Source organism: Rhizobium sp. SEMIA 4085, from assembly GCF_013004495.1.
GTDB lineage: Bacteria > Pseudomonadota > Alphaproteobacteria > Rhizobiales > Rhizobiaceae > Rhizobium > Rhizobium gallicum.
This window is the reverse complement of sequence record NZ_JABEPH010000172.1, coordinates 1-12319: the sequence shown is the minus strand read 5'-3', so window position 1 is coordinate 12319 and position 12319 is coordinate 1. Positions and strand designations below refer to the sequence as shown.

The 12319-nt window shown below is 58.4% G+C and carries 11 protein-coding genes and 1 pseudogene; 6 read left to right on the top strand and 6 right to left on the bottom strand.

All coding sequences use genetic code 11. The features are described 5' to 3' along the window. The 4 genes and pseudogenes from C9413_RS17760 to C9413_RS17745 all read right to left on the bottom strand — a co-directional run. Positions 1-356: ABC transporter ATP-binding protein (locus C9413_RS17760; protein WP_170250699.1), on the bottom strand; the 356-nt coding region annotated here is incomplete at its 3' end. A 12-nt stretch (positions 357-368) separates the two neighbouring features. After that, positions 369-1199, bottom strand: coding sequence for a carbohydrate ABC transporter permease (locus C9413_RS17755; protein ID WP_040115143.1), 831 nt, complete (start codon positions 1197-1199; stop codon positions 369-371). After that, positions 1199-2185 (bottom strand): annotated as a pseudogene (locus C9413_RS17750) (sugar ABC transporter permease). Before C9413_RS17750 ends, C9413_RS17755 begins: the two are co-directional and overlap by 1 nt. Positions 2186-2253: 68 nt before the next feature. Next, positions 2254-3519, bottom strand: coding sequence for an ABC transporter substrate-binding protein (locus C9413_RS17745; RefSeq protein ID WP_040115142.1), 1266 nt, complete (start codon positions 3517-3519; stop codon positions 2254-2256). 303 nt (positions 3520-3822) lie between these two features. On the opposite strand from C9413_RS17745, the gene C9413_RS17740 reads away from it, so the two are divergent. After that, positions 3823-4836 (top strand): substrate-binding domain-containing protein, encoded by a 1014-nt coding sequence (locus C9413_RS17740; RefSeq protein ID WP_040115141.1) that lies wholly within the window; start codon positions 3823-3825, stop codon positions 4834-4836. 190 nt (positions 4837-5026) lie between these two features. Further along, complete coding sequence (locus C9413_RS17735; RefSeq protein WP_040115140.1) at positions 5027-5626, top strand: HupE/UreJ family protein; 600 nt, start codon at positions 5027-5029, stop codon at positions 5624-5626. Positions 5627-5715: 89 nt separating this feature from the next. Here C9413_RS17735 and hppD read toward each other — a convergent pair whose 3' ends face one another. Continuing rightward, on the bottom strand, positions 5716-6828 hold the full coding sequence (gene hppD / locus C9413_RS17730; RefSeq protein WP_040115139.1) for a 4-hydroxyphenylpyruvate dioxygenase: 1113 nt from the start codon (positions 6826-6828) through the stop codon (positions 5716-5718). A gap of 128 nt (positions 6829-6956) precedes the next feature. Between hppD and C9413_RS17725 the strand changes: the two genes are divergently transcribed. From C9413_RS17725 to C9413_RS17710, 4 genes are all read left to right on the top strand, one after another. After that, positions 6957-7436, top strand: coding sequence for an Lrp/AsnC family transcriptional regulator (locus C9413_RS17725; protein ID WP_170250698.1), 480 nt, complete (start codon positions 6957-6959; stop codon positions 7434-7436). Positions 7437-7759: 323 nt separating this feature from the next. Beyond that, entirely contained in the window at positions 7760-8746 is a 987-nt protein-coding gene (gene nuoH, locus C9413_RS17720) for an NADH-quinone oxidoreductase subunit NuoH (RefSeq protein WP_040115137.1), read from the top strand. Positions 8747-8776: 30 nt separating this feature from the next. Beyond that, on the top strand, positions 8777-9343 hold the full coding sequence (locus tag C9413_RS17715) for an NADH-quinone oxidoreductase subunit I (protein WP_040115136.1): 567 nt from the start codon (positions 8777-8779) through the stop codon (positions 9341-9343). A gap of 44 nt (positions 9344-9387) precedes the next feature. After that, entirely contained in the window at positions 9388-9828 is a 441-nt protein-coding gene (locus C9413_RS17710) for a CBS domain-containing protein (protein ID WP_040116512.1), read from the top strand. A gap of 1 nt (position 9829) precedes the next feature. On the opposite strand, the gene C9413_RS17705 is transcribed toward C9413_RS17710, so the two are convergent. Further along, positions 9830-12319, bottom strand: a 2490-nt coding sequence (locus C9413_RS17705) for a molybdopterin-dependent oxidoreductase (protein ID WP_170250697.1), incomplete at its 5' end; no start/stop codon positions are given.

Below are 12319 nucleotides of genomic sequence, written 5' to 3'. Positions count from 1 at the left end.
CGGGATGCTAACTCTACCCTATGCCGGCATTCATCCTTCCTCCGTCCCGCAAGCTTCATGCCGAAGGCCATATTGTAGAAAACCGTCATATGGGGATAGAGCGCATAGGATTGGAACACCATGGCGATCCCTCGCTTTGAGGGCGCACGCTGGTTTACCACCTCGTCATCGAAAGAGAGCGTGCCGGACGTAATGTCTTCAAGGCCCGAGATGAGGCGCAGCAGCGTTGACTTGCCACATCCGGAGGGACCGACGAAGACCATGAATTCGCCTCGGCGGATGTCCATCGTAACACCCTTGATGACCTCGAAGGCGCCGAAGCTCTTGCGGATATTGTCTAGGCGTATCTGTGCCAATGGCCTACTCCCTCAACCCTTAACGCCGCCGGCGGTCAATCCCGAGATGATCCGGCGCTGGAATATCAAAACGAGAACAACAACCGGCACGGTGACGATGACCGACGCCGCCATGATGTTGCCCCAAGGTATTTCAAATTGGCTGCCGCCCGAAAGCAGGGCAATGGCAACCGGCACGGTCCGCTGCGCATTCGATGATGTGAACGTTAGCGCGAAGAGGAATTCATTCCAAGCTGTGATGAAGGCAAGCAGGCCGGTTGTCACAAGCGCCGGCCACATGAGCGGCATGAAGACCTGGGTGATGATGACCCATGGCGAAGCACCGTCGACGATCGCAGCCTCCTCGATCTCGATCGGCAAGTCGCGCATGAAGGTCGTCAGCACCCACACGGTGAACGGCAGTGTGAAGATCATGTACGAAAAAATCAGCGCGAAAGGCGTGTTGAAGATGCCGATCCATCGAATGAGCTCGAAAAGGCCTGCAAGTACGGCGATCTGCGGGAACATCGACACTGAAAGGATCGTCAGCATCAGCAGCGCCCGGCCGCGGAAATTCACTCGCGCCAAGGCGAAAGATGCGGTGATCGAAAGCAGCAGCGACGCGGCAACCACGACCAAGGCGACCATTATCGAATTTCCAAGGCTTCGGACAAAGCCGCCCTGGTTCATCACCGATGTATAATTTCCGAATGAAATCGAACTCGGCCAGTAATTGACTTCGAAAAGCGCCGTGCCGGTTTTGAGACTCGTGAGGATCGCGTAGTAGAACGGAAAAACCGCAAGAAGGACGATCACCGCGACGAGCAGGTAGAAGAGCGCATTCTTCGTGATCTTCAAGAGCATCAACGGTCCTCCCCACCGAGTTTGACGCGTCCGAACCAGATGTAGAGTACGGTGACGGACGCGATGATGAGGAAGAGAACTGTCGAAGCGGTAGCACCATAGGCGAACTTGTCAAAGTCGAACAGGTTCTCACGGGCCATGACCGACATGGTCTTGGTCTGGACATTGTTGGGCGTCAGCACATAAATCAGATCAAAGATGCGCATCGCATCCAGAATCCGGAAGATCACGGCGACCATAATGGCGGGCCGGATCAGCGGTAGCGTAAGCCGCCAGAAGACCTAGACGGGATTGACCCCGTCGATCCTGGCAGCCTCGTAGATATCCGCCGGTACCATCTGCAGTCCGGCAAGGATCAGAAGCGCCATGAAGGGCGTCGTCTTCCAGACGTCGACTATCAGAACCGCAATCATTGCCGTTTCCGGATTGGCAGTCCAGGCGATCTTTTCGCTGATGAGGCCGACACCAAGGAGCATATCGTTCAAAATGCCGAACTGGTCGTTGAGCATCCAGGCCCACATTTTTGCCGAAACGATCGTCGGGATTGCCCAGGGAATAAGAATTGCAGCGCGCACAATGCCGCGCCCGGCAAACTGTGCGTTCAGGACCAGCGCAACGATCAGGCCGAGCGTCGTCTCGGTCATGACCGAGACCACCGTAAATTTGGCGGTGTTCCAGACGGCGCTCCACCAGACGGGATCGGCAAGCAGCCCACGATAGACGGTTCGCCCGCTCTTCAGCGTGACCCAGGACAGATAATTGCCGAAACCGATGAACTGTGCATTGCCAAGATCGGTCAGGGAGGCATTCGTGAAGCTGAAATAAATCGTTCTAAACAGCGGCCACCCGGCCACCACAGCCAATATAAAGAGCGTCGGCGCCAGAAACAGCCAGGCCGATCTGACACGCTCGGAGCGCAATTCGCTCGCCGACCTCAAAGCGGAGGCTGGCGGTTTGAGCGCCTGTGAAACTGCGATTTCGCTCATGGAAACGCTATCCGTGCTTGAGACATCTGAAGCGGGACCGGCGGCCTGCCGGCCGCCGGTCCCGTTCATCACCAGCTATCGCCCTTAAGGATCGTCAGGTCGGCCTCGAGAAGCTCAAGGTTCTCAGCCGCGGTCCCGTTGCCGGACAGCGTGTTGTGTACTGCCGTCCAAAACTTCGATGATACTTCGTTGTACTTCACCTTGGCTGTCGCCGAAGGACGCGGTACGGCATCCTGGAAGATCGGCTTCCACTCCGGCATGAAAGGCTGCGCGGCAGCGACATCCTGGTCGTCGTAGAGCGCCACCAGGGTTGGCAGATTGGAAAGTTCGATGGCCCGTGCCTTTTGAACGTCTTTCGACGCCAGGAACTTGACGAGCTCAATGGCCGCCTGCTGGTCGTCAGAATATTTCGAAACTGCGAGATTCCAGCCGCCGAGCGCTGAAGACGGCCTGTCGCCGAGCGCGGCGACAGGCAGCGTCGTTACGTCGAACTCGCCCTTCACTGCGCTATCGGCGCCGTTGCCGAGCGAGTAGGCATAGGGCCAGTTACGCATGAAGACGGCATTTCCGGTCTGCCAGACGCCGCGCGACTCCTCTTCTTGATAAGCGAGCACGCCAGGCGGGGAGATCGTGCCGACCCAGCCCTTCGCACGGTCGATCGCGGCTGCTGCCTTTTCATTGTTGATCGAGATCGTGCCGTCCGGCTCCACGATCTGCCCGCCGCCGGAGGATTTCACCCACTCCAGCGCATTGCAGGTGAGGCCCTCATAGGAATTCCCCTGGAAGACGAATCCCCACATGTCCTTTTGACCGGCCGTGCGTTCCTTTTCCTGGATTTCCCTGGCGGTCTCGGCAAGCTCGTCCCAGGTCTTCGGCGGCTGCTTACCGTATTTCTCAAGCAGGTCCTTGCGATAATAAAGCGCCGGGGCATCGGTATACATCGGCAACGCCACGAGACGGTCGTTGACCGTCTGCGATGCGATGATCGAAGGAAAGAACTGCTCGACGACGTCCTTGGCAGCCTCTTTCAGGTCCACGAACTGATCGGCAAGCTGCGGTGCCCAGATGACGTCGGTCTGATAGACATCGACGTCCTTGTTGCCGGCGGCAAGCCACAGACGGTACTGCGAGAACTGTTCAGAACTCGACGACGGCATGCTCACGATGTTGACCTTGTGGCCCGTCTTCTCTTCGAAGATGACAAACTGCTTGCGGAAGAACTCGAGGTTATTGCCCGTCGAACTAGCCGCGAAGGAAAGCTCGGCTGCAGCCGCAAGATTCAAGGTACAGATCATGCTTGCCGCCGAAACGGCGGCCATCAAACGATATTTCATGTCATCCTCCCGTTGCCAGACGAAAAATTGAAATCGATTTGGCTAAACGAACATTACAAAAGTTTTTTCAACCGTCAAGAGCGCCACCTCAGACATCCACAATATCGCGAGAGATATACTTTTATATGTTATATCAAATGCTTATGCGCTTACATTAAATAACCACAGCAATTAACGGTTTCTCATTCTCGCGCCTAAAGGATTGAAACCGATTTCAATTACTGAGCCGTTGGTGATAGACGAGATTGCCGAGCGCTCAACAATCCGTCATTGATCCGCGCGAATCCAACCTGTCGTGGTCGAATGAAGCTCAAGGAATTCGCAAAACAAGTCGGCCTGTCGCCGACAACGGTAAGCCGAGCGCTGAGCGGCTATCCGGAGGTAAGCGAGACAACCCGCGCACGCGTCGTTGCGGAAGCCCTGAGGCTCGGCTACCGGCCGGACGTCAACGCCGTTCGGCTGAAGACCGGCCGCGTCGGCGCGATCGGGGTCATCATGGGACGCTCCGGTGAATTCCACTTCGCCGAATTCATGGCCGGCATGGCGGAGAGACTGGCCTCGGAGGATATTGATATCCTGGTGATCCCGATGGCCGATCGCGATCTTAACGAGGAGATGCAGACCTATAGACGGCTTGCCGAAAGCCGGCGAGTCGATGCCATTATCGTCCACTCTCCGAAACCGAACGACGCGCGCATCGAGCTTCTGGACAGGCTCGGAATTCCATTCTTCGTGCACGGGCGATCGGATATCGCCGTTCCCCATGCATGGCTGGACATCGACAATGAAGGGGCAATCCGCCGGTCGACGGAGCATCTGCTCGACCTCGGCCACCGCAGGATCGCGATGATCAACGGCCGCAAAGGACTGACTTATTCCATCCACCGCGATATCGGCTTCCGCAAGGCCTTCGAGGGGCGGGCTCTTGAGCAGGACGCACAGCTGATCGCCCACGACACTTTCACCGACGAGCTCGGCTTTAGACATGCCCGCTTTTTTCTGGAGAGTTCCAATCCGCCGACGGCCATCGTGGCCGGTTCGATGATGACAGCCCTCGGCGTCTATCGCGCCGTCCGATCCCTCGGCCTCGCTATCGGCGAAGACGTCTCTGTCATCGCCCATGACGACGTGTTTCCCTACCTGACGGCGGAGAACATGGCACCCTCACTTTCGGCAAGCCGATCATCGATGAGAGCAGCAGGTGCAAGGTGCGCCGACCTGACCTTGCAAGTGCTGGCGGGACGCTCAGTTTCGGATATTCATGAATTATGGCCTGTCGAACTCAATTTGCGGGAATCGACGCGTCCTGTAAGGTGATGAGTGCCCGCCTATTAGGCAGATGCATACCGCAAGTGCACTACTGATAAACTATTGAATTAAATCCATATTCTACATTTTTTATTGACGTTTCCGGCGTGTTTCACATAGCATTGCCCCCGCGATATTCAGCGTGCTTACCCGATCCAGCGCCTGCAACGAATTCTATAACTCAACGGGGAATTGATTAATGAAAGCAATACTCAAGAGCGTACTTTTGGCACTGGTCGCAACAGCGCTTCCAGCCGCCGCCTATGCACATCCCGTCGCCGGCGAAGCAGCAGGCTTCGCGCATGGCTTCACCCATCCCATATCGGGTATCGACCATGTCCTTGCGATGATCATGGTTGGCGTCTTTGCCTATCAGCTTGGGGGTCACGCAACTTGGCTTGTCCCGGCAACCTTCGTCCTTGTTATGGCCCTCGGCGGCGCGCTCGGCGTTGCCGGCATCGATATCCCATTTGTTGAGGCGGGTATCGCGTTATCGGTGGTCCTGCTCGGCGCGGTCGTGGCGTTCAACGTCAAGGCCCCAGCAGCCATCGCGATGGCTGTGGTCGGGCTGTTTGCGACCTTCCATGGCCATGCCCACGGCGCCGAAATGCCGGAAAGTGCTGCGGGCGCTGCTTACGGGGGAGGTTTTTTGATCGCGACCGCTCTTCTGCACGCTGTCGGACTGGGGCTTGGCTATGCGATCGGCCGCATCGGCGAGCGCCGAGGCTTCATCGTCACGCGCCTTGCCGGCGGCATTGCCGCTATAGCAGGCGTGGGCATCCTCGCCGGCGTGATATAATCGTTCGACAAACACCAAAAAAGTAAGAGCGGCGGATCGGATCCGTCAATCGGCGCTTTTTCTCACCTTGTTCTCAAACGCGGCTCCGGTTACTCGGCAGCCGTCGGGCGCAGCACGCCGCGCCGGATCTGGTCAGCCTCGATCGATTCGAACAGAGCGCGGAAGTTTCCTTCGCCAAAGCCTTCGTCGCCCTTTCGTTGAATGAACTCAAAGAAAATCGGTCCGATGACGGTTCGCGAGAAAATCTGCAACAGGATGCGGGTCGTGCCGCCATCCAAGACGCCCTCGCCGTCGATCAAAATGCCATGCTCTTTCATCCGCTCGATCGGCTCGGCATGGCCGTGTACGCGCTCATGCGAGAGCTCGTAATAGGTCTCGGGCGGCCCGGGCATGAATTTCAGGCCGTTTTCGGCGAGTTTGTCCGTCGCGTCGTAGAGTGCTTCCGTACCAACGGCGATATGCTGGATGCCCTCGCCCTTGTACTTCCGCAAATATTCCTCGATCTGGCTGGTGTCGTCCTTGGACTCGTTCAGCGGGATGCGGATCTTGCCGCAAGGAGACGTAATTGCCCGGCTCATCAGCCCGGTAATGCGGCCGTCGATATTGAAGAAATGAATCTGGCGGAAACCGAAGAGCTCGCGATAGAATTCCCACCACTTGTCCATATTGCCGCGATAGACATTGTGGGTCAGATGATCGAGGTAGTAGAAGCCAACGCCTTTCGGCTTCGGGTTGGGTTCACCCAGCCATTCGAACTCTGCATCATAGGGCGAGCCCTTCTCGCCGTAAGTTTCCACAAAATAAAGCAACGAACCGCCGATGCCCACGATGGCCGGGATATCGACGGCCTTGTCCTTGCTTTCATACGGCGTCGCCCCCTTTGAAACCGCGTGGTCGAAGGCATGTTTGGCGTCGGTGACACGCCAGGCCATGGAGGGCGCGCAAGGGCCGTGTTCGGCGACGAAGCGCATGGCATGGCTGCCGGGCTCGGCATTGATCAGATAGTTGATATCGCCCTGGCGCCAGACTGTAATGTCCTTCGTGCGGTGCTTGGCAACGCAACTGTAGCCCATGCGGATAAAAAGCTCGCGCAATTTTTCCGCCTCCGGATGGGCGAATTCCACAAATTCGAAACCGTCAGTTCCGGCCGGATTGTCGGCAGTGATGCCTGTCGGCGGCGCGTCATGCGGATAAGGGCCCATCGTTCTTTCCTCCCAACAGGATGCTGGATGGCATTATGATGGGATTCTTACGCATGGTGCTTGCATTCACGCGCAGTTTTCGGGATTCAATACATGTTTCATGCAAGAAAACGGGAGAACGCGCACAGATGGAACAGCTCGACAGATACGACCTAAAAATCCTTGCCCAATTGCAAGGCGACGGCCGCCTGACCAACAACGAGCTCTCGGAATTAATCGCGCTCTCGCCATCGCAATGTTCGCGCCGGAGGGCACGGCTTGAGGCGGCGGGCTTTATCCACGGCTATCGCGCCGTGCTCGATCGCGGCAGGCTGGGGCTCGACCTCATGGTCGTCATCGCCGTGACCCTTGCGACCCACAACCGCGACAACGCCAAGCGTTTCGCAACCCTGATTGCGGACCTGCCGGAGGTGCTGGAATGTTACGCCCTGACCGGCGAAATGGATTACCACCTCAAGGTCGTGACGCCTGACCTTGCGGGACTTTCGCGCTTCGTCAACGACGTGCTCCTGCCGCACGACAGCGTTCAGCATGTCAAGACGTCGATCGTACTGGCGACGCTCAAGGACTTTCAGGGATTGCCCGTCCACCAGCGCAAGAGGGCCTAAGCCTGATTACGGGTTTCTATTATCTTGATCTTGTTGAAATTTCAGCGACAAACTGTTTGCGTTGGATTCTGTGATAATTTTAGCCAGACTCCGTCCCCTCGCCCACAACGGGACCTAAAGCTCTGCCTCTCAACAACCTTGATAGGCTCTCACGTCCCCCTTAAAACAGTTCTTGCCATCGGCGAAGGCAGAATTGATTTCCGCTTTGCAAGTGGCGCGTCGCGGCTGTACCCTATCATTTGAATAACTGAGCCAGTGCTCAGTCTATAGCCGGGCAAAAGTCCGGTCGCGCGTTTCAACCGATGAATAAGTAGCCGCGGATCATGGAACTTATCGTCGCCCTCGGCCTGATCGTCTTCAAGGTCGCGTTTCTAATCGCGATCCTGCTGCTGCTGCCCTTGCCACTGACCTGGCTGGAACGCAAGATCGCTGGGCACATCCAGCAGCGGATGGGGCCAATGCGCGTCGGGTGGCACGGGCTGCTACAGCCTGTGGCAGACGGAATCAAGCTCTTGACCAAAGAAGACCACATCCCGGACGAGGCCGACCGCTTTTTGTTCAAACTCGCGCCAATCCTGGCGCTCGCCCCACCATTCGTGGTGTTCGTCGCGATCCCGTTCGGCGAAACCGTCTCGGTGTTGGGTGCCGAGATCACGCTTTACGTCTCCAACATGAATGTGGCGATCCTTTTCGTCTTCGCTGTGATCGGCATTGAAGTATACGGTGTCATCTTCGGCGGATGGGCCGCGAACAGCAAATACGCTGTTCTGGGCAGCCTCAGGACTTGCGCACAGATGATCAGCTATGAGATCCCGATGGGGTTTGCGGTCATTGGCGTGGTCATGTTGGCGCAATCCATGAGCCTGCTCGAAATCGTACGGGCGCAGGCCGATGTCTGGAATATCGTTTACCAACCGATCGGCTTCCTGGTGTTCTTCGTTGCCGGACTGGCCGAGGCGCAGCGCATTCCCTTCGACCTTTCGGAAGCGGAAGGTGATCTGGGGGCTGGCTTCCATACCGAATACAGCGGTATCCGCTTTGCGTTTTTCATGATCAGCGAATATGCCATCGTCTTGCTGGTGTCGGTGCTGGTGGTGATCCTGTTCTTCGGCGGATGGAACGGCGTATTGATCCCCTTGCCACCGATCCTTTGGTTTCTGCTCAAGGTCTCGTTCTTCGTCTATTTGTTTATCTGGTTCCGCTTCACTTTCCCCCGCTACCGTTACGACCAACTGATGGCGATCGGATGGAAAGTCTTGCTTCCTTTATCGATGGCGAACATAATCATAACCGGAATTGCTTTCATTTAGGAGCCGCAGCGGCTCCATAGCGGGGCGATGATGTCGCGCGCGCAGGACAGAATTGGAACATGGATCGGCTGGGCGTTCTTCGCCGATCTGGCGAAAGCCTTGGCGCTGACCTTCGGCTACATGTTCGCCAGATCCGTCACCATGCAGTATCCGGACAAGGAGAAATGGTTGCCTTACCCGCGCTACCGCGGGCATCACTTCTTGACGCGCGACGAAGAGGGCGAGATCAAATGCGTGGCCTGCGAACTTTGCGCCCGGATTTGTCCCTGCGACTGCATCGAAGTCATCCCCTACGAGGACGAGAAGGGTAAGCGTCACCCGGCAAAATTCGAGATCGACACGGCCCGTTGCCTTTTCTGCGGGCTATGCGAGGACGCCTGTCCAGCGGACGCGATCGCGCTTGGCCAGCAATACGAATTCTCGAGCTTTTCCTCGCGTGATTTGGTGATCGGGCGCGACGATCTGCTCGCCAAACCGGGCAAGGCGGCAACCGGTGGCGGCGTAATTGCCGCGCGCCTGAATACAGAGAAGGACGTGATCGTCGAAACCAAAGAGACGCAGGGCTACAACTGGTGGCGGAATATACGGCGAACGTGAAGACGCGCCAGCTGTCAAACAATGCGCTCGGACAGGAGGCTCAGATGTTTGTCGGCGAAATCATGAAGAACAAGGGTGTCGGTGTCATCGCGGTCAATCGCGATCAGACGATGGTGGAAGTCCTGAGGCTGTTTCGCGAAAACAATATAGGCTTCGTCGTCGTCAGCCAATCAGACGGCGAATTCCTTGGTACCTTGTCGGAGCGGGATTGCTGCAATGCGGTAGCCGAATACGGGGCCGCGGCGGCGATGATGCGAGCCGCCGACATCATGAACCGCAATGTAGCGACCTGTTCGACCGGGGATTTGCTGCCAATCGCGATGGGAATCATGACCCGGCAGCGTACGCGTCATGTCCTGGTTATGGACGGGGACGACGTTGTCGGCGTGGTCAGTATCGGCGATGTGGTCAAACACAGGCTCGAAGAAGCGCAGCGCACGGAGCAGGATCTGCAGGATTACATCTGCGGGAACAGGTATCACTGACCTAGTCAGGGCGCGATGGAGCGTCAGGCAAGCCACCGTCGATGCCTTGGTGGCGATCCTTAGGGTTCGAGGCGGAACCAGTGAGACGGGCGGCGGACGTCGTGGCCTGGTGAATTTCCACCGGACATGGATATACGCCCCGGCGCATCAGTCTGTTGAGGCGTAGGGCCCTGTAGTTTTCGGGGAGAAATACGAGGCCCTTGGGAAAGCGCTTGTTGACCTTGAGCTTCGCCGTCAATTCTCCCAGAGCGGATCGCACGACCACCGGATCACTATCCGAAAAGCCAAGTTGGGCCGCATCCTGCGCGCTCATCTCGACATAAGGGTCATCAGCGACCGTATTCAGGATCTCCGAGCGTTCGGAAAGATATCCGTTGTGGAACAGGCAGTTGCCGGTAATCAGCATGAACCCGCCGGCTGTCTTCGCGGCCGGCGACGGCGCGAAGAACTCGCCATCCGGTGGCTGCGGGAGCGCCTTGGTGAACGCGCCGTCTGCGCCAAGTCCATCCTGCGTCAACCCCTGATAGGCCGGAACCAGCCGGGCAATCTCGTCGAAAATCCCGCCTTCTGTCGATGGCTGCAGCGTCTGGCTGCGCAGCGATGCGACGAAGTCGAATATCGCCAGATTGCCTCGCGCCTCGAAGGCCGGTTCGCGGAATTTGCGGATCTTCTGGGTCCGGCCCTCGTTGTTGGTGAACGTCCCGGATTCCTCGCCGTAACCTGCCGCGGGCAGAACAACTTCGGCCAGGCCCGCGGTATCGGTTAGGAAGGTATCCTGCACGATCAGGAGATCGGCGGCGCCAAGCGCCCGCGTCACGAAATCCCTGTCGGGGTAGGAGATCAGGGGGTCTGCTCCGGCGAGGTAGAGTGCGCCCATCCCGCCACCGACGCAGAGTTCCAGCATGACGTCGAGGCCCGCGCCGGGTTCAGATGGGATTTCGGCACCCCAGCTTCGCGCAAGGGTTGCACGGTTCACATCATCGGTGACCGCCCACAATCCCGGCAAGGCCGCCGGCAAAACTCCCATGTCCCAGGCACCCAGCTGATTGGCGCGGTCAAAGAGGAACTGCATCGCCAGGCCCTTGCGGAGCAGACGGAGAACCTGCAGCAGGTTGTTGAGTTGCTGCAGCGTCGCGCGCGCTTCGGGTGATCTCAAGAGCTCGACGCTGACAAGCACAGTGACGCTGCGGCTTTCCTTGAGCGCACTGGCCAGCCGACCCGGCCCGTCACCACCGGTATTCACCTGCGACCTACCGATTGTCGCTTCGATGTCCGCAAAAGTCTCGCCCAGCAATGCGTGACCGGCCGCTTCCACGAGCCCGGCTACCACCGCCGCGAGGCTCGCGGTTTCTCCGCCCGGCGACACGCGAACCACAACGCAGGCGTCGGCCTCCAGACGGGAGGGCCGCGCTGAAAGCATGAGCAATGCGGTCTGCCGCCGCCGCGCGCCGTCCCGCAGCAGGTATTCGGTGATTGGGTTCTCCTCGGTCACGTTGCCGCCGACGACGAGCACGCAGTCGTTGGCGATCACCTCTTCCAGCGGTGCGCGGCTGTAGAAGGCTGCCAGTAACGGGCCGAGCGTATCAAAGGGCGCGGACCAGCGCGACGAGCAATCAATGTTGTTGGTCCGGAATACCGTCCGCATCAGCTTCTGGAACTGATAGAGCACCTCGTTGGGCAGGCGCGGCGAGGCCAGCCCCCCTGCAGCCTTGTCCTCGACCGCCGACAGCCGCCGGCGCAGATAATCCCCCGCTTCGTCCCAGGAAACCGGCGCCAGCGCGCCATTGCGACGGATCATCGGTCGCTCTATCCGGTCCCTGCCCGAGACGAAATCGAGACCGAAGCGTCCCCGCACGCAAAGCGTTTCGCGGTTGACCCCCTCGTCCCACTTCGAGCGTACCCGCATAAGCTCACCCTTGCGTGTGCCCACCGTCAACTGGCAACCGGTGCCGCAATGCGGGCACACCGTGTCGGTCTCGACCAGATCCCAGGGCCGTGCCTTGTAGCGGTAGGGGAAACTCATCAGAGCGCCGACCGGGCAGACCTCGATGCAATTGCCGCACTGATCGCAACTCGCAAGGCTACCCTCGAAGCCGGTGACGGCGGTATCCATGCCTTTTTCGACGGTGCCAAGCGCGACCGCGCCGACCACCTCCTCGCACATCCGGACGCAACGCTGGCACTGGATGCAGCGGTTGACGTTCATGATGACGACAGGGCTGAGACGGATGTCCTCGGAGTGGAATACACGCTTGAGATCGTGGAACTCGCTTTTGCGGGGGCCGTATGCCATCACCATGTCCTGGAGCTCGCATTCGCCGCCCTTGTCGCAGATCGGGCAGTCAAGGGGGTGGTTGGCAAGCAGCATGTCGAGCATGGATGATCGCGTTTCCTCGATCAGCGGCGTATTAGCCCTAACGACCATGCCATCGGTGACCGTGGTGGCGCAGGCCGGCTGCAGCCGCCGCAACCCCTGAGACTCCACGAGGGA